Origin of the sequence: Anaerorudis cellulosivorans (genome assembly GCF_025943985.1) — a bacterium.
Classification (GTDB): Bacteria; Bacteroidota; Bacteroidia; order Bacteroidales; family Dysgonomonadaceae; genus Anaerorudis; species Anaerorudis cellulosivorans.
Genome location: NZ_JAPCWE010000007.1, coordinates 1 through 19126, shown reverse-complemented (window position 1 = coordinate 19126; position 19126 = coordinate 1). Strand labels below are relative to the sequence as shown.

At 43.0% G+C, this 19126-nt stretch carries 15 protein-coding genes; 5 read left to right on the top strand and 10 right to left on the bottom strand.

Translation table 11 applies throughout. The features are described from left to right. Positions 1 to 21: 21 nt before the first annotated feature. From rlmB to OLM34_RS05190, 10 genes are all read right to left on the bottom strand, one after another. Complete coding sequence (gene rlmB, locus OLM34_RS05235) at positions 22 to 777, bottom strand: 23S rRNA (guanosine(2251)-2'-O)-methyltransferase RlmB (RefSeq protein WP_264405712.1); 756 nt, start codon at positions 775 to 777, stop codon at positions 22 to 24. A gap of 27 nt (positions 778 to 804) precedes the next feature. Then, entirely contained in the window at positions 805 to 2469 is a 1665-nt protein-coding gene (gene recN / locus OLM34_RS05230) for a DNA repair protein RecN (RefSeq protein ID WP_264405711.1), read from the bottom strand. A gap of 33 nt (positions 2470 to 2502) precedes the next feature. Next, on the bottom strand, positions 2503 to 2796 hold the full coding sequence (locus tag OLM34_RS05225; RefSeq protein WP_264405710.1) for a chaperone modulator CbpM: 294 nt from the start codon (positions 2794 to 2796) through the stop codon (positions 2503 to 2505). After that, the gene (locus OLM34_RS05220; protein WP_264405709.1) at positions 2793 to 3740 is read right to left on the bottom strand and encodes a J domain-containing protein; all 948 of its coding nucleotides are present in this window, start codon (positions 3738 to 3740) and stop codon (positions 2793 to 2795) included. The genes OLM34_RS05225 and OLM34_RS05220 overlap by 4 nt, the downstream gene beginning before the upstream one ends. 189 nt (positions 3741 to 3929) lie before the next feature. Then, positions 3930 to 4052, bottom strand: coding sequence for a hypothetical protein (locus OLM34_RS05215; protein WP_264405708.1), 123 nt, complete (start codon positions 4050 to 4052; stop codon positions 3930 to 3932). Between the two features lie 406 nt (positions 4053 to 4458). Continuing rightward, on the bottom strand, positions 4459 to 4944 hold the full coding sequence (locus tag OLM34_RS05210) for a DUF6146 family protein (RefSeq protein WP_264405707.1): 486 nt from the start codon (positions 4942 to 4944) through the stop codon (positions 4459 to 4461). 128 nt (positions 4945 to 5072) lie between these two features. Beyond that, entirely contained in the window at positions 5073 to 5633 is a 561-nt protein-coding gene (locus tag OLM34_RS05205; protein WP_264405706.1) for an HdeD family acid-resistance protein, read from the bottom strand. Between the two features lie 45 nt (positions 5634 to 5678). Beyond that, complete coding sequence (locus OLM34_RS05200; protein WP_264405705.1) at positions 5679 to 8846, bottom strand: type ISP restriction/modification enzyme; 3168 nt, start codon at positions 8844 to 8846, stop codon at positions 5679 to 5681. Between the two features lie 183 nt (positions 8847 to 9029). Then, positions 9030 to 10427 carry a cellulase family glycosylhydrolase gene (locus OLM34_RS05195; protein WP_264405704.1) on the bottom strand — a complete coding sequence of 466 codons (1398 nt, stop codon included), beginning with the start codon at positions 10425 to 10427 and terminating at the stop codon, positions 9030 to 9032. 147 nt (positions 10428 to 10574) lie between these two features. Beyond that, positions 10575 to 12101: a DUF4301 family protein gene (locus tag OLM34_RS05190; RefSeq protein WP_264405702.1), complete on the bottom strand. Its 1527-nt coding sequence runs from the start codon at positions 12099 to 12101 to the stop codon at positions 10575 to 10577. Positions 12102 to 12369: 268 nt separating this feature from the next. Between OLM34_RS05190 and dnaK the strand changes: the two genes are divergently transcribed. The 5 genes from dnaK to OLM34_RS05165 all read left to right on the top strand — a co-directional run bounded on the left by dnaK (position 12370) and on the right by OLM34_RS05165 (position 18674). Beyond that, on the top strand, positions 12370 to 14295 hold the full coding sequence (dnaK, locus tag OLM34_RS05185) for a molecular chaperone DnaK (RefSeq protein WP_264405701.1): 1926 nt from the start codon (positions 12370 to 12372) through the stop codon (positions 14293 to 14295). Between the two features lie 592 nt (positions 14296 to 14887). Then, entirely contained in the window at positions 14888 to 15013 is a 126-nt protein-coding gene (locus tag OLM34_RS05180; RefSeq protein ID WP_264405700.1) for a hypothetical protein, read from the top strand. 159 nt (positions 15014 to 15172) lie between these two features. After that, positions 15173 to 16111, top strand: a complete 939-nt coding sequence (locus OLM34_RS05175) for a tetratricopeptide repeat protein (RefSeq protein ID WP_264405699.1) — start codon at positions 15173 to 15175, stop codon at positions 16109 to 16111. 1224 nt (positions 16112 to 17335) lie between these two features. Next, on the top strand, positions 17336 to 18022 hold the full coding sequence (locus OLM34_RS05170) for a hypothetical protein (RefSeq protein WP_264405698.1): 687 nt from the start codon (positions 17336 to 17338) through the stop codon (positions 18020 to 18022). 187 nt (positions 18023 to 18209) lie between these two features. Then, entirely contained in the window at positions 18210 to 18674 is a 465-nt protein-coding gene (locus OLM34_RS05165) for a DinB family protein (protein ID WP_264405697.1), read from the top strand. The last annotated feature ends 452 nt before the right edge of the window (positions 18675 to 19126 follow it).

Sequence of the window (19126 nt, the reverse complement as noted above, 5' to 3'; positions counted from 1 at the left end):
GCGAAGAGTGTTTTATACGTTTTACCTTTCTTTTTTTGCTTTTTCCTGTCGCTGTCGGATTACTTCATAAATCAGAATGCCTGCCGCAACCGACACATTGAGCGATCCGATGGTGCCAAATTGCGGAATCTTGACCAACTCGTCGCTGATGCGCAGGATTTCGGTCGAAACCCCGTTGTCTTCCGCACCCATCACGAGGGCTGTCGGTACCGAAAAATCGGATTCGGTATAATTTCTGGCCGCTTTTTCGCTGGCCGCAACTACTTTTATTCCGCTGTTTTTCAGATAGACAACGGCTTCTTTCAGGTTTTTTTCCCTGCACACCGGAATGCGGTGCAACGCTCCGGCCGACGTTTTTACGGCATCGGCAGTAACCGAAACACTGCCGCGCGAAGGGATGACGATGGCATCCACCCCCGCCACTTCACACGTACGGGCAATGGCGCCGAAATTGCGCACGTCGGTTATGCCGTCCAACACCACGATAAACGGATTTTTCCCCTGTTCGTAGAGCAGAGGAATCAGCTGATCCAGTCGCTGATAGGTGATTGGCGAGGTAAAGGCAATGACACCTTGGTGATTTTTTTGCGTGATGCGGTTGATGCGTTCCACCGGCACTTTTTGCATCGGGATTTCGTGTGTACGCAGTACCTCCTGCAATTCGTTGAACAGATCACCCTGCAAGCCCTGTTTTACCAGCACTTTATCGATCTCTTTTCCGGCTTCGGCAGCCTCTATGACGGCACGGATGCCGAAAATCATTTCTTTTTCTCTCATTGCGTTATGTATTGACGGTTGTCGGCATCAACCATTGACACCGAGCATAACCTTTGCATTTTCAATGGCTTCTGTCGTTGTTTCGGCACCGCTGAGCATACGGGCAATTTCCGGTACCCGCTCCTCATCCGAAAGTTTTTTCATGTACGTACGGGTGCCCTCGTCGTTCTCTTCCTTGTAAACCACATAGTGGGCAGATCCCTTTGAAGCGATTTGGGGCAGGTGGGTGATGGCTATGACCTGCATATCGCTGCCCATGTGTTGCATGATGGAGCCCATTTTGTCGGCCATTTCGCCGGAAGTACCCGTGTCTATTTCGTCGAAAATAATCGTAGGCAGTGCCGTTGCGCCGGCAATCAAGGCTTTTATGCAAAGCATCAGGCGCGAAATTTCGCCGCCCGAGGCAATTTGTTCCAAGGGCTGAAGATCGGTGTTTTTGTTGGCCGAGAACCAAAACCGCATTCGGTCGATTCCGGTTTCGTTGGGCTGAGTCTTTTCCGCCATGCGGATTTCGAAGCGCGCGTTGGGTATGCCCAGGTAAGCCAGCTTTTCGATAATTCCGTGTTCGATGGAAGGAACGGCAGCGCGCCGCATTTCGCTCAAACGACGGGCTTTTTCGAGCATATCTTCGCGTTTTTCCTTCTCTTCTTTCTCCAGCCCGGCTATTTTTTCGTCGAGCGACTCGCTATTTTTCAACTTTGCGGCAATTTCCTGTTGAAGGTCGATCAGTGCCTGCACGTCTGTTACGGCATGTTTTTTCTCCAGACTGTAAATCAAACTCAACCGGTCTTCGATCCACTGTTGACGCTCGGGGTTGAAATCCACCTCTTCAAAAAGCTGTTCGGCTTCCTGTCGCACATCTTTCAGGTCGATGTAGGCCGACTCGATACGTGCGGCAATATCTTCCGTTTTCGGGAAAACATGCCGTATGCTTCGTGCGCTTTCCAACGCCGATTTCAGCATGGATTCCACGTTTTGTTCGTTTCCCGAAAGCAGCGACGTGAGTGCAAACAGTGCCGATTTGATCTCTTCGGCATGGGTAATGGCTTCCAGTTCTGCCTCGAGCGTTTCCTGCTCTTCGGGCTGTAATGCGGCATCTGCCAGTGCCTGAAACTGAAACCGCAGGTAATCTTCTTCCGCTTTGTTTTTTCGGGAAAGCTCCCGCAGGTCGTTCAACTGCTTTTCGGCAGAACGGAATGCCGCATAAGCCTCGGCATAGGCGTTGCGCAACCCCTGCGTTTGTGCCAGCGAGTCGATCACCATCAATTGAAAAAGCTCGTCGTTGAGAGCAAGATTCTGATGTTGCGAATGGATATCGATGAGGCGGTCGCCCAACTCTTTCAGATCGTTGAGATAGACGGGCGAGTCGTTTACAAACGCCCGCGATCGGCCATTCGACCATACCTCGCGACGCAAAATCAATTCGTCCGCGTCGTACACCCAGTCATGCGCTTCGAAAAACGGCCTGAGGTCGTATTTCGAAATGTCGAAAACGCTTTCAACCGTACATTTGGTTTCCCCCTGCTTGATGTGACGACTTTCGGCACGTTGCCCAAGTACCAGCGAAAGCGCCCCCAAAATGATGGATTTCCCTGCTCCGGTTTCTCCGGTGATGACCGAGAAGCCGGGTCCGAAATCCATGTCCAGATAATCGATTAATGCATAGTTGGTGATGGTGAGCGATTTGAGCATATGAAATAATGTCAGGGATTATCCTTTCGATTTTTACAACGATTTATAGAAGCGCAATTCGTTTCTCAACTGCATGATTTCTTCCTGAAGCGCTTTCACCTTGTCGAGCAAGTAATTCAGTGCCTCGATGCCTTCTATATTGATGTCCATATCGTAGTACCAACGCATGAACTGCTCGAGTTTCGGAAGTTCTTCGTAATCGATATATTTATCTTCGTCCTGATAATCGATGTGGATCAACCCCGACTCGTTGAGCGAATCGATGAACGCGCTTTCCACCTTGTAGATCCGGATGCATTCGTTGTATAATAATTTGTTCGTACTCATCGTGTTCTAAGTTTAGCAAGTTCGGTAAACAATTCTTTTTCTCTCGAAGAAAGATTTTCGGGAATCCTGACTTTCACGGTAACGTACAGGTCGCCGAATTTCCCTTCCTTTTTGTAAACGGGAAATCCTTTACCCTTCACCCTTAGTTTGGTTCCCGGTTGAGTGCCGGGTTTGATTTTGAGTTTCAACTGACTGCCATCCAAGGTGTTGATGGTGATTTCTCCGCCCAGCACAGCCGTGTAGAGATCTACTTCGGCCTCGGTGTAGAGGTCGTCGCCCAGTCGTTTGAAATTGGGGTCGTCTTCAACCACAAAGGTAATGTACAAATCGCCGTTGGGACCTCCGTTAACGCCGGGACCTCCGTAGCCGGCCAGCTTGATTTTTTGACCGTTGGCCACTCCGGCAGGAACGGTGATGCGGATGTTTTTGCCGTTTACGTTGAGGGTTTGCGGATGCGTCTGCATGGCTTCACGCAGGGTCAGGTGCAACTCGGCCTCATAGTCGGGTCCTTTGAACTTCCGACTGCTTTGGCGTTGCGTAAATCCTCTTCCGAACATCGAATGGAAGAAGTCCGAAAAATCGTCGTCCGAAAAATCGCCTTCCGTGTAGAAGGTACGGCTTCCGCCTTCTCCTCCGCCTCCGCCAAAGAAGTCGCTCCACTGACCTTGCTGTTGATATTGCCGCTGATATTGCTGCTGCGCTTTTTCAAACTCCTCGGCATGTTTCCAGTTTTCGCCGTATTTATCGTATTTTGCCCGTTTTTCCGGGTCGCTCAACACCTCGTGAGCCTCGTTGATTTCCTGAAATTTTCGGTGTGCATCCTTATCGTTGGGGTTGAGATCTGGATGCATTTTGCGGGCCAATTTCCGATAAGCCTTCTTAATCTCTTCCTGTGTTGCGTTTTTGGGAACACCCAATACCTTGTAATAATCGATATATGCCATACACTCTCACTTGTTTTACAACAAAGATAGCAAAAAATATACCTTTTTTATCTTTTTGGAATCGAATATCGTGTCGATATGATATTTCGGCAGCCGTTGCCGGCTCGGGGTATGTTTTGCTGCGTTGGTGATTATCGTTTAGCCTGATTTTCGGCAGCAAGTAATGACACGGCAGTATTGTCCTTTTTGTTAGTAACTTTCGTTTCGGATAATGTTGGCAGCATTTGCCGGCACGGCGACATCGTCTCGCTGTGTTTCGTTCTGCCTGATTTTGGCGATGCCCGCCGGTTCATAGGTATTGTTTCTCGGCATTTTCAACTCTCGTTCTTCCTGATTTTGGCAGTTTCTGCCGGCCCGTAGATCGCAAATGTCGAAACCCGATTTATCGGCAAAAACGGAGGTTTATCAAGGCTGCACCTTCTCCGTACCAAGGCTGCACCATCTCCGCTCCATGTCCGCTCTACGATTTTGCCGTTTTCGCTGCAAAAACGCAGCTTGTTTTTACGATAAATCTACGGAATCCGATGTTTTTGTCCCTGCCTTAGAGCGAGCATGAAGCGAGGATGAAGCGGGGATGATACCTCATGTATTCGGCCGGTATGTCGCACTTCGATCTTGAAAAGGACGAAAGATTAACGGTACCGCTTCGATATCTGTGGGCAGGCGTGCCTCATTTCTCTCGTGAAGCTGCAAAATTACCCTTACTAACTAATGGATTTTATCGACCTCGCGGAACGAGCACGATGCCGTATTCATCCTCGATAAACCGGAAATAGTAATACAACCGGTAGTTGAGTTCCAGGCCGTAATCGATGTGAGGATCGTAGTCGATATACGTTTCGTAGAAACTACCGTAGCGCAACGGGTTATTGTGGCGGTGATTCCATTCGGTAACGTACTGTTGGTTCCACGTTTCGTAATACTGTTGCGAGTAAAAATTGGCAGGAGGCTGGGTAGCCAGCCACGATTCGAATTTCGGATCGAGCACGATCAGTTCGTATTCCACTGAGTCTTTTTCTTCTTCTTCGGCTTGGTTTTTCACCAGTTTTACTTGGGGCGGCTGCTGTGCGGCGCTTTCGGCTTTTCTGACCGTTTTACAGCCCGTTAAGGAAATACCGACGAGTAAAATCGGCAAGAATGCGGCTTTAACCAAACTGGCTATGCTTTTTTTTCCGATTATGCCGGAGATGGGTTTTGTTGTCATGGTTCATATTTTTATCGTTATCGTTTTGCTTTCCTTAAATGAGCGGGATCGTCGTACTCCCCTGGTTGAACGCGATCATCCGTCGTATTGCAACAGGCACGTTGCCCGAGATTAACATCGGCGTTGCCTTATTGAAAGGAATCATCATCGGTGTAGATTGTCGGTTTTTTGCTTAATTTCCATGCCATATACAGTTCCGTGGCACCATAGATCAGCAAAAATATGCCGATGAAGATGAGAATGGTCTCGGCGCTGGTGAAAGGGTTGGTAAACAGGATGATTCCTGCAATGATCATCAGTACGGAAATAGCGAAATAAATCCACGACCAGCCGTATTCGCGTCGGATGCTCAATGTGCCGATGAGTTGAAATATGCCGATCAACAGAAATCCGATGCCCATGGCAATGACAAAAATTTTCACCATGGTGTCAGGCAATGCGATGAACAGCAATCCGAAAATGAGGTTGAATACGGCATCGGCCATGAGGATGTTTTTGGTGATTTTTTCCCGGCTGCGAACGGCAAAAACAAGAGATGCCAATCCGCTGACCAAAATCAGTATCCCGATGCAGATAACGAAACTCCGTAAGGTAATATCCGGCATAAAAACAGCCAATCCGCCTATAATCAAGGCAATGATACCTCTGATAAGCGATCCTTGGGAAGTAGCAATGAAGTGATGTTTCATAAAATCAGGTATTATTAATATTGAGAACGAAAAAAAATTTTCACCTTACTGAGGCAACTCTTCCGGCAGAAGGTAATTCTCGATTTCAGGATATATTTCGTCAAGTTGTTCCTGAATTTCCTGCGTTTTGACTAAAGCGGTGATCATTCGGCAGAAATGACGGGGATCGTCCATTGACTTGCCTTTTCTGTCTTTCAAATATTTTTGCAATACTTGGTAACCGCCTATGCAATAAGCCCATACTTCGGGCATGACGTGGTCAAAATACTTGTTTTCATTAATGTAAATGCGCTTTTTTTGCTCATCGTAAAACGCCTTTTCTATTTTGTCGTTATCTCCGTCTCCTTCATATTTTGCAACCGGATTATCCAATTCTTTGCTTTTCATCAGGTGTAAGTCGGCCAACCGGTTGCCCAAGACCGATATTTTGCGAAATATCGCATAATCGGTTGTGAAAGGTACGCGCGGAAAATCGATTCTCAAAAATTCTGCATATTTTTCGCGATAGACATTGCTGTAAAATATGCCGTAAATATAGTATAAAATTTCTTCGGGTGTGAGTTCTTTATGGTATATTGCGTTTAGCGTTTCGCACAATTTTTTGTCGATATTGGGTTTTCGGGTATGATATTTCTCATTGGGTTCGAAGAGCAATACCGTTTGGAGATGCGATGAGCGTTTGGATTTATTTTCCGGAGTGTCATATAAATACAGCGGAAAAATAGACTCACTTCCTTTATTATCGGAGCGAATTAAACCATCGGCAATCATAAGTTCACTTATAAAAAAGTAATTGCATGGTTTGTCGGGTAATTGCTGACGCCTTGCAACTATTCCGATATTGTCATGAAGCATGTGCCGCATGACATCCCTTCTTGTTCTTTCAACAAAGGTTTCGTGATAGAATAGATACCTGACATCAAAGGGGCGATAAAGAATTTTCACGATGGCTTCCTGCCAATGATCGATTTGCTGCAACTCTTCTCTTGCTTTCGATAATTTCCAATTTTGCTTATCTTTCAAGTCGTACGCTTGAGAAATTATTTCGTTCGGGAAATTTTTGTTTCTGAGTTGATTGATGCGATTGATGAGGCTGTTTTTATCGGTGTCGATAACAAATTTGTCTCGCCCTGTGACGACACCGACGCTGTTGACGGGGAAAATTTCATCGATGCGTTTCCACTGTAAATAATGGCGGATGTTTTCGGTACGTCGCGGAACGAAAAAATACCAGGGATAGGCCGGTTCGATTTCGGTATAATGGTCCTTATTTAACACGTTATTACTGAGCCAGTCGTATTTTTCCTCCCTTAACCCATAAAGATCCCGGTGAAAAACCCGGCAGCCCTGTTTGTCTTTTTGTTTGATGAAAAGTGTTATGGCTACGCCTTGACGGATATCGAAAACATTTTCATCTTTTCCGCCTTCAGGCGAAGTTTCTTTTTTCAGGCTGTTGCCATGTAGGTCGAGAATATACATTTCGTTGAATGTATCCATCAGGCTTTGTCGCATGCCCCTGAAAGTGGGGTTGTCCAGATAGCTGTGATTGGTAATCATGCCGACAATACCTGCTCCGGCCTTGTGGATTTTCCATTGGGCAAAACGGATAAATTTGACGTAATCATCCTGCAGCCATTTGGGATTTTTTTCTCCAAGTGGCTTCCCGTTCACCTTATAGTAGCTTTTAACACCATCGAGGTCTTCCTTCAGAAGTTTTTCGGTCCAATCGTTTTGATTTTCAGAATGTCCGCTGTAGGGCGGATTGCCAAGGATAACCAAAATGGTTTTCTCTTTTTTTACTTTGCCCGCCAAATGGCTTTCTTCGCTCAATGAACTCAGTCCGGGTATGGAAATTTGGCGGAGCTCCTCCATTTCCAGCGTGTTGGTAAGGTAGAGCTTAAACCGTTCGTTGTCATTCAACCTGTAACCGAGTTCTTCGAAAAGAAAACTCATTTTCAGATGACCGATGGCGTAAGGAGCCATCATGAGTTCGAAAGCATAAAAGTTCTCGAGAATCCGGGTTTTGATAAAATTGGTTTTACCGGCAGAACCGTATTTTCGGGTAAATTCATCCACGGCCGTTTTCACGGCTTCGGCCGGAAATGTGAGTGTGCCGGCAGCAGGGTCGAGCAGCGTAACATTATTACCTGCAAGACCGTCGGCGATATCGAAATGCGATTTGAGAAGACTGTTGATAGCGTGTACGATATATTTCACAACCGGTTCGGGAGTATAATATACGCCACGTTTTTCCCGGATTGAAGGATCGTAAGCCGAAAGGAAAGTTTCGTAAAAGTGAATGATGGGGTCTCTGCCTTTTCCTTCGAGATAATAATCCTGCAATATTTTGTTGACGTCGGTAACCTGCAGTATTTCGGCAATATCGTCAACGATGATTTGCAACGGTTTCGGTGGATCTTCCAGTGAAATGAAACGAAAAACATCGCGCAGAATACCGATAGTGTTGGGAATGAATTTGAAAGCCAATTCCCTGTTGAACTCACCGTTTGAACGGGTACGTGCTGCGAACAATCCGTAGGTTATGGTCTGCGCATACAAGTCGGCAAAGGTTTGTTTGGTCAGTGTAGCAATCAGATAAGTTTTGAAAGCCTCGTAAAATCCGAGGATAGCTTTTTGTCCTTTTTTCTCTTCTTCGGCCATTTCTATACTGATAACTTCGTCGCGCAAAAATCGGGTGCGCTTAGCCAGTTCCGAAGCCAACGTTTTGGCGCTGTAAACCCGCGGAAGTGAAAAGGAAAAGAACGTATCGAGCAAATCGAAAAACTCCGTTTCGTTTTCTGCGGGGAGAACGGTTTTCAGTTCTTTGGCCAAAGAAGGTCTGCCGATGGAAACATGTTTTATCAACTCGCCGTCACGGTAGAGTCTGAACTCGTAAAAATTGGTAAGAATGACGTTAGGAAACGTGTTGCGGTATCGTTTCAGCTGTTCCGATTCCTCAATGCTGTCGAGGTTGGCAATAGAAGGGTCTTTCGCTTCGATGTATCCCGTGATGTGATTTTTGCCGTCCCACACACGAAAATCGGGATTGCCGGCTTCCGTTTGTTTTGGTAGAACGGTGATATCTGTTTGGTGAAGGTTGTTTTGTTTCGCAAAAGCGAGAATCAAATCTTTGAGATGTCCATAATAACTTTCTTCTCTTGCGTCTCCCCGTTCCCGGGTTTCTTGTATGGCGTTGAGGTATTCGTTCAGCATCTTTTGAAATTTGATTGTGTAAAGATAGGAATCATTTTTAATATAAAAAATTGAATTTTCGATCGACAAATAAAGCCATTTGCCAGTCATTGTAGACGAATGCGGTTTTCATCGAAACATTACCGGACGGTTAGAATCATGTTTATCTTTATTGTCGGCTCGTGTGGTGTTCTCATCGGAACATTACCGGGCGATCAGGTACACAGGGGTGTCGGTCAGTTCAAGGGTCAACCCCTCATTGCCCACGCTGCGAGATCCTAAGTCAGTTCCTAAATAATCAATTAGCCGGTAGGAACCGCGGGGGATCGGGAGCACAATTTTGTAGGTTTGTCCGTCTTTGCTGTACCATGCAGCGATGGCGATTTTACCGTTTTTCTCGAAACGAAGGACAAAGCAGTTTTCGGGATTTTTAGCCAAAAGGGAGAGGTGTTTAACGAACGTGTAACCGTTCAGCGATTGGCTTAGCGTTTTAGCAGCCATGTAGGCCGGCTTGAGATCATAAACCGGGTCTCGTCCTTCATGGTATGGATAAGCTACCATACCGAAATGGTGTTCCGGTTCTTTCGGGTCTGAGCCATCGTCATGCCAGTCGTACCAGATCGAGATGGGGATGCCTGCTGCAATATTGGTCAGCCATTGACGGGGAAGATACTTTCCTTGCCGTGCCTCGTCATAGTTTTGCCAAGCAGCCGAATAGCCCCACTCTCCCGAAACGATTGGGATCTGTTTCCCTTTTGGTGCGTATTTGGCGATGAGTTCCGTAAGTTTTTCATATTCCGTAAGGACAGTTTCGGGTGGAGTTTGGCGATAGGGATGAACAGAGACGGCATCCCAGTATTCCAATAATCCGCCTTGAAAACAAGCTTCCAGAAACTTCATGTCGATCTGAGAAGTTGCCGGTCCGATATACCTCTCACCGGGAGCTTCTTCTCGAATCGCCTTTCCTACCTCGATGGCCAGCTTAATATAGTCCTCTACATTGGGCTTTGGCTTCCAAAATCCGATATTTGGTTCGTTGTACATTTCCCAAAGAATATCGTGACCTTGGAAATGTTTTGCTGCGGCTGTTGCCCAACGGGCAAAAGCTGCACGGCCTTCATCCGTGTGAGGAGCCAACCCGTCGTCATATAGGCGATTGCCGTAGTCCAGAATGAAGAGGCCACGGATACCGTACTTCTCCATGGAGGCTACAAGCCGTTCGTATGCCGAGAAGTCGTAATTTCCTCTTTCACGTTCCGTTGCATCCCAGGTGAAATCCATGCGAATCCACTTTACACCTGCAGCAGCCAGCATCTCCATTTCTCCCGGTCGTGCATCCGTGAAGTGGATATTCACGCCGAATCCCTGCGGAATCACCGGTTCGCGCCAATTCATTTCGGGCGACATGGCTTCGTTTTCGACCATATATTTATCCCAGCCTTTATCGTTACGCCGATACCACACGTCAGTACCGTTATCAGGTGCTTCAATTCCTCCCGACTTGCTCGAAATATGAACCCGGTTGACAGGGGTTTCCTGCTTGGGTGCGTAAGCTGTCCATCCCAACAGACAGGTTAGAAACAATAGATTTACTTTTTTCATTTTGCTTACTGTTTTAATGCCTTTAAAGCTTCAGCCCTTGTTTTATAGAATAGGAAGATGAGAAACTTTACAGGTACGGAACCAATTTCCCGGTAAACTTTGATCCGGTTATTGCATGCTCTCACCTGTTTTTCATTTTTTTCCGGTTTATGGCTGATGTTCGGGGCGGAGGAGGTCGTTGACCGTTTTAACGGGGTTGAACGTGCTGACAGGCACTTCAACGAAAATGGTGTTCCAGTCGCTCATTCCGCCGTTCCAGAGACCGGGATGTTCCAGTGCTTTGAGTTCGCGGCCGTTTTTCGACTTGATGGAGATGAAACCCGTGTTGCGATCGACATAGTCGGGCAAGCGGTATTTTTCGCCTTTATGATTTTTCACGCTGCAAACCAGATCTACCGGATTGAAATGTGTGCCGTTGCGAAAAGCATTCACGGCAACGGGATCGTCGGGGTTGATTTGCGAACTCTCCAAAATCTGCGGTGAGGCTGTACCGTCGGGATTTTTGACGATGAAGGGACCACCGCCCGGTTCGCCTTGATTTTTTACCATACCGCACACGCGGAAAGGACGGTTGAGCTTGCGCTTGAGATAATTGCGCAGTTCGTGCTCCGAATCGAGCGAAATGCCGTCGTGACAGATGCAGAGTTCGTTTTCGGTAAAGCGCAGCATTTCCGCCAAATCGGCAGTCGTTGCGTCGCCCGATTCCAGTTTTTCCATATACCGAAAAGCACGCTCCTGCATTTTCACCAACACACCGGCAAGCAGTTTCTTGTATCGGGCTTCGTTATCTTTCAGCCGGTCGGGAACAACATTATCGATATTTTTGATAAAAATGACGTCGGCATCGATGGCGTCGAGGTTCTCGATGAGTGCTCCGTGCCCCCCGGGCCGGAAAACCAACCGGCCGTTTTCGTCGCGAAAAGGACGGTTATCCATATCGACGGCTATGGTGTCGGTAGAAGGTTTCTGAATGCTGAACGATATATCGTATCGGGTATTCAGGCGCTGTCCGTACAGGGGACTTTTTTCGGCGGTCAGTATTTCGAACAGCCGTTGGTGCTCGGGCGAAACCGTGAAATGCAGCACCGACCGGCCGTTGCCGTCTTTGGCATAATAGGCACTTTCAACCATGTGTTCTTCGGTTGGCGTACGGTTGCCGTCGAGGTATTTGTGGAACAAAAGTAACCCTTTGGGCAGGCTGCCGTAGTTCAACCCTTCGGGCAAGAGCAGTGTACGCACAATGGCTTTGTATCTGCCCTCGGTTTTGAGTCGGGAAATATCCGTTCCGTAAGTGCTGAGGCAGCGGGCATTCAATGCGTCGTAGAATGCAAATTTTTCGATTTCCGCAAAAAACTTCTTCTCGAAATCCGTGCGCGGTTCATCGTAATCGGCATCGAGAAAGGCAAACAAGTCTTTAAACATGCGGCTGGCGGCACCCGATGCCGGCACAAATTTCACGATGGAGCAATCCCGTTGGCGGCGGTATCGGTCCCATTCCTCTCTATACGCGGCTTGGTCGTCATCGTCGATACGCATGATGCCGTTTCCCATGCCGGCTGCCGATACAACCGACAATGGCGGAAACCCTTCTTTGAAATATGTTAACTGGGTGAGTACATCCTCTTCAGTGAGTCCTCTTTCTTTTAATTGAATCCGATCTTCGGGTGTAAACATAATGTTAACCGTTTTTATCAATAAAACATCATCATAAACACGTCTTGCGCCATGGTGTAAACACAACGCTGACCGATTTTATCGTTTCAAAGATACTTATTTTTACGAATAAAGTACCAAATTTGGGAAAAGGAAGTCGTGAAAAACTAAAAATAACTTTAAATCCGACATTATGTCATAAAAAGCCGAATGTTTCGTGTTTGGCATATCATTTGAAAAAGATAGAATGGAATAAAAATGAAATCAATTTATAAAAATAATACGAATTATGGGAAAGATAATCGGAATAGACTTAGGTACAACCAATTCCTGTGTTGCCGTGATGGAAGGGAACGACCCTGTAGTTATCCCCAACAACGAAGGAAAACGAACCACGCCATCGGTAGTGGCTTTTTTGGATAACGGAGAAAGGAAAGTTGGCGATCCTGCAAAACGTCAGGCTATCATAAACCCGACAAGAACGGTATCGTCCATCAAACGTTTCATGGGTCGCAAGTATGACGAGGTGTTGAACGAAATTTCGCAAATGCCTTATAAAATAGAAAGGGGTGAAAACAATACGCCTCGTGTAAATATCGACGGACATTTATATACGCCGCAGGAAATTTCGGCCATGATTCTTCAGAAGATGAAACAGACGGCCGAGGATTATTTGGGAACCAAGGTGACTGATGCCGTGATTACGGTGCCTGCATATTTTAACGATTCGCAACGTCAAGCCACCAAAGAGGCAGGCGAAATTGCCGGATTGAATGTGCGCCGTATCGTAAACGAACCTACAGCTGCCGCATTGGCGTATGGGTTGGATAAAAAGAGCAAAGATCTCAAAATTGCCGTGTTCGACCTGGGAGGTGGTACGTTCGATATCTCTATTTTGGAACTTGGTGACGGCGTTTTTGAAGTAAAATCGACCAATGGCGATACCCATTTGGGAGGTGACGATTTTGACCAACGCATCATCGACTGGTTGGCAGAAGAATTTAAGAAAGAAGAAGGGGTGGATCTGCGTAAGGATCCCATGGCATTGCAGCGGTTGAAAGAGGCTGCAGAAAAAGCCAAAATAGAGCTCTCGAGTACTACAACTACCGAAATCAATCTGCCGTATATTATGCCGGTAAACGGAATACCCAAACACCTGGTGAAAACGCTTACCCGAGCCAAATTCGAACAACTGATCGACGATCTGCTGCAACGATGCATTCCTCCTTGCCGTCAGGCGTTGAACGATGCCGGTTTGAGTACATCCGAAATAAATGAAGTCATATTGGTAGGTGGATCGACCCGTATTCCGGCAGTACAGGCTTTGGTAGAGAAATTTTTCGGCAAAGCTCCCAACAAGAGTGTGAATCCCGATGAGGTTGTTGCCATAGGTGCAGCCATTCAGGGTGCCATTTTGTCGGGCGAAATCAAAGACGTATTGCTGCTCGACGTTACTCCGCTGTCGCTGGGTATCGAAACATTGGGCGGCGTGATGACCAAACTGATCGAAGCCAATACGACCATACCTACCCGCAAGAGCGAGATTTTCTCCACTGCGGCCGATAATCAATCGTCGGTTCAGATCAATGTGCTCCAGGGTGAACGGCCTATGGCGCGCGACAATAAACAGATCGGCGTGTTTACGTTGGACGGAATACCACCCGCACCACGCGGAGTACCTCAGATTGAAGTTACCTTCGATATCGATGCCAACGGCATTCTGAATGTTACGGCAAAGGATAAGGCAACGGGCAAAGAACAGCATATCCGCATCGAAGCTTCTTCGGGTCTCACCGAAGACGAAATCAAGCGGATGAAGGAGGAAGCTGCAGCCAATGCCGAAGCCGACAGAAAAGAGAAAGAACGTGTGGACAAGCTGAATCAGGCCGATGCCTTGATTTTCCAGACGGAGAAACAATTGAAAGATCTGGGCGATAAGTTACCTGCCGATAAGAAAGGCCCGATTGAAGCTGCTCTCAACAGGCTGAAAGAGGCTCACAAAGCGCAGAATCTCGATGAAATCGACAGAGCAACAAACGAGTTGAATGCTGCATTCCAGGCTGCTTCGCAAGAGATGTACAACGCAGCTAATGCCGGTGCAGGAGCTGCCGGAGGACAGCAAGCAGGCTCTCAAGGTGGCGGTCAGTCTCAAGGAGGTAGCAGCGACAAAGGCAGCGACGATGTAACGGATGTCGATTTTGAGGAAGTGAAGTAAGATAGATAAATAACCATCTGTCAAAAATAGATAAGAAGGTGTAGCTCAAAAGGTTGCACCTTTTTTTGTTGGCAAATATTTTTCTTATTTTCGGTTATATATGGTGTTTTTTCAAAGCGTTACTGACAATTGAATTAAAGGTGTTAACTCCCGTGAAAATCATACTTTATAAAGTAGTTGAGCAATCTATAAAGATACTAATTGTCAGGGAATTACCCAAATAAAATATAACTTATTTTATTGATTTACAATTATCTAACTAAAAATATAACACACTATTGAATAATTGAAATTATTGTATAAATTTGTCGGGGTTATGGTAAAGTAAACCCAAAATTGATGGAAAGAAATAATTAGCACATTTATATTGCCAGGCACATTAACGATGAAAGATATACCGGAAAAACATCTCAAAAAAGCAAGAGAGATTGGGAGGAGGATCAAATAATAGCGGTAACATCGCCTAACAGAGCTTATCTGGCTTCAGTGCTTCGCACCTTCGCTCAAATTCGCCCTATCGGCGAACTTTAGATACGCTCGTGATGTTATATGTCATACAGAATGACACCCTAAAATTTAAAATATACAGCTTATGAGTAAAGTATTATTTATCGCCTTCGCAATTGAAGATGTCAGACAAAGAGATTTATTAAAAGGACAATCATTGCACCCAAGAGTACCCTATGAATTTATTGATATGTCCGTGAAAGAGCCATAAAGCTCAGAGTGGAAAGAAAAGGTGCGGACTAGAATTAGACGTTCAGACGGTGTTATTTATTGATTAGCAAAAATTCGCTTTCTTCAAGTGGACAGAAGTGGAAAATAGAATGTGCTAAAGAAGAAAAAAATATTCCAACTTATTAAAATACACAGAAAAATGAAACAAAAAATTATGATTTTAACAGTATGTATTTTCCCTTGCCTTGTAATGGCTCAGGATTATGATACTTATATTCACAAGGCTGATTCCTGCTACTGGGTAAAAAATTATAAAATGGCTGAGGAATATTTTAAATTGGCTTTTACCATCAATCAGGAAAAACACTTGTACAATGCTGCTTGCACTGCTTCATTAGCCAATGATCCCGATACCGCATTCAGATGGCTTAATCTTGCTGTAGATAAAGGATTTACAAATATGGAACAAATAAAAAGAGACCCGGATCTGAATAATTTGCACAAAGATGAAAGATGGGAAGCATTATTGGAAAAAGTTCAGAAAAAGTTGGATATTTTGGAAGCTAATTACGATAAATCATTGCAAAAAGAGCTTATCCAAATTTTTTATGATGATCAGAATATTCGTCATCAGTTTATTGAGGCAGAGAAACAATATGGTTTTAAAAGTAGTGTTGCTGATAGTTTAGCGCAAATAATGATAAAAATTGACAGCATCAATTTACAGAAAATCGAAAATATATTGGATAAAAAAGGATGGGTAGGGAAAGACCTTGTTGGTGAGCAGGCAAGTATGACGATCTTTCTGGTTATTCAACATTCCGATTTGGAAACGCAGAAAAAATACTTGCCCATGATGAGAGAGGCAGTTAAGAAAGGAAATGCCAACGCTGCAAATTTAGCATTGCTCGAGGATAGAATTGCAATATGGGAAGGTAGAAAACAAATCTATGGCAGTCAACTCTATTATGATGAAAAGAAAGGTAAATATTTTGTCAGTCCAATTGAAGATCCTGATAATGTTGACAAGAGAAGAGCGGAAGTTGGGCTGGGTCCAATTTCGGAATATGTGAAAAATTGGGGAATTGAATGGAACCTGGAAGAATATAAAAAGGAGCAAATGCTGAAAAACAATTAATCACTTGTCGAAGCAGATTTTTTTTGAAAGGTAATAATCTCCATAACCGAAGGTCAACAACCTCCGAACTAAGGGAATGATAAACAACCCCCTGCTTGAAAGCCGGAACTCCTATCAAACTTATCAGCGAGAATTTTCAATCCGAAAAATTTTTAAGTGTTGTTTTTGAAATTCACAGAAAAATCCTTTTGAATTTAAAAATATAACGATCCATTTGAGGCTTTTAGAAAATTCAAGTTTTCATAAAATAAAGTAAGGGAACTTGATATTTACTAATGTGATTTGAACCGAATTGTTTGGACAAGCAAACCACTGATTATAAATCGGAGAGAGCAAGGGGATTTAAAATAATATGTGTAAACCAGATAGTTATCTATGATTTGCTGATTTCCGGATTACTTTTTTATGGGATAATGATCATTTTTTTAATTTGTTTTGAATAATTGAAATTATTGTATAAATTTGTCGGGGTTATGGTAAAGTAAACCCAAAATTGATGGAAAGAAACAAGGTAATGAAATGGACTTAAAATGGTTGTTTAAGAGGATAAAGAGTAAACGGATTTCTGACGCCACAAGTAAAAAAATGACAAGACATTCGTAAATCCAAATATTTTTATTAAAAAAATTATCATACTGATATCAAATAATTTATCATTCGATATCAAGCATAAGCGCGACAGTGGTTTACGCAAGTTTTAAATTTTGTATTTACGCATGTTATATATTTATTACGTAAATAAGACGTTGTGCGTCATGCTAAAAGACACTTTACTAAGCAATAAGCAACTGAGTACTAAATGAACATAGTTTATAAAATATTACTCTTTTCAATATTTTCAATTAGCTTACCAATCGGAAAGTTATTTGAAATTTTCATTTGGAATGATCGAATAATAAAAACGGAGATTGTATCTGAAAAACAGAGATTAGAATCAAGAGGAAGAATTTGCTATTTTGTAAAACCTGCAAAAGAAATGCAAAAGAAGCTTTCCATATTTTTACAAAACAGACCGGATTTTACACTAATAGTAAGAATTACAAACAACATAAATATCCAATCCTTAACTATTCAAAATCACAAGGTTAATGGCATTAAGACTTTATTAATAAGTAGATTCCTTTTTAATATATTATATTTAGATGATTCAGAATATGAATTAAGATTATTTGTCTAACAGATTCAATATCATCTATTTATTAATATTGTTAAAACTTTTAAAACATGAATAAAAATATTTTGAATATAGGCTTATGGTCAGCTATAATTTGTTTGACCTCATTTATAGTTTGGATTATTTCGTTTATTGGAATTGCGATTCAGGCACCTCTTTTTAACTGGACAAATATTGAAGATTACATTGATTACTATAAAAGTAATAGTCAATTCTTTCAATATTTAGCAAAATCCTTTATGATTATTTTCAGTTTGGCATACATGATATTAACAATAGTCTTTTATGAATTCGCTACAACTGAAAGAAAAATACTTGCAAAGATTGGAATTGTATTTTCAATCATGTTTGCTCTGGTTTCATCAATTCATTATTTTGTACAAATAAGTTCCGTTCAATTTGCAATTGCTGAAAATGAATATTCTGGATTAGAGCATTTTCTTCAATCAAACCCAACTTCGTTTTTGTCCTCTGTAAATATGCTTGGCTGGACTTTGTTTTTAGCTCTATCTAGTCTTTTTATGTATTTAGGATTAATTCCTAAATCAGGGACAAAAGGAATAAGACTTGGGTTATTAATAAGTGCTATTTCATGTATATTTGGGGGGATTGGCTATTTATTTCAAATAGACTTAGTAACATTTGTTTTTATGAATTTGGGTATTGGACTTGGATTCACTATAATAACTATTTCTTCAATTAGATTTATAAAAAAAATAAAACAAGAACATAAATAAAGCACGAACGCACAACATCGTGTATAAGTAATGGCAAGGGATGTAGCGTATTCGAACATTCTGCCTCGCATCAAATTCGGTGTAACTTGACAGGAAAGTGCTCCGAAGCTCGCCACTACTCATACACGTAACCGTTGTGCCACATGAAAAGAGTGATTTTTTTTAATAATAATTTTAAAGAACAATTATGGATTTTTCAAATGTAACAAACGGAATTAATCAGTACATTGACAAATGGGAACAAAAATTAATTAATTTACCTGTTGAGACCATTACCCAAAAGCGAAATAAGCAAAACAGGACTATTAAACAGATTCTTGGTCATTTGATTGATTCTGCTGCTAATAATCATCAACGAATGATTAGATTGCAATATAATGCAAAACTTGTTTTTCCAGATTATCAGCAGGATAATGATTTGTGGATTGCTTTGCAAGATTACCAAAATGAAGATTGGTTTACGATAATTCAACTTTGGAAGTATTATAACCTGCATATGATTCAAGTAATTAAATCCGTTGACCAGACTAAGCTTGATAACTCATGGCAAAGCTTTGAGGATATTACTGTAACACTTCGACAAATGATTGAAGGATATTTAGGACATATCGAGTTACATTTAAATGAGATTCAAGAATTGATTGATAAATAAAGTGATATGCTATCTATTTTTTCCTGATGATATAATAAATTTACCTGAAGCAGATATTCAATTAAATGGTATTAAAGCATATTTTTTTACAAGCGACAGAGCATCAAATAATATTTATGGAATTTAGCGAGGATGAAGATTTGCTACCACATTCACATGGAAGCCAATGGGGAATTGTACTCGAAAGTAAGATCGATTTGATAATTGATGGCGTCTTAAAGACTTTTAGAAAAGGTGACATATATTACATTCCCTTCAATGTTATACATTTTGGTAAGATTTATAAAGGATATGCTGATTCTACATTTTTTATTCAAGTAGATAGATCACTAGTGTCCCATTAAAATTGGGACTTTATTAATAATCAAATAAACTTGGGCCATTAGGTCTAAATCGTTCTTTGTCATTTTGAAATTTAGTTTTGTCAAAGAGGTCTCTAAGATGAGTTTTAT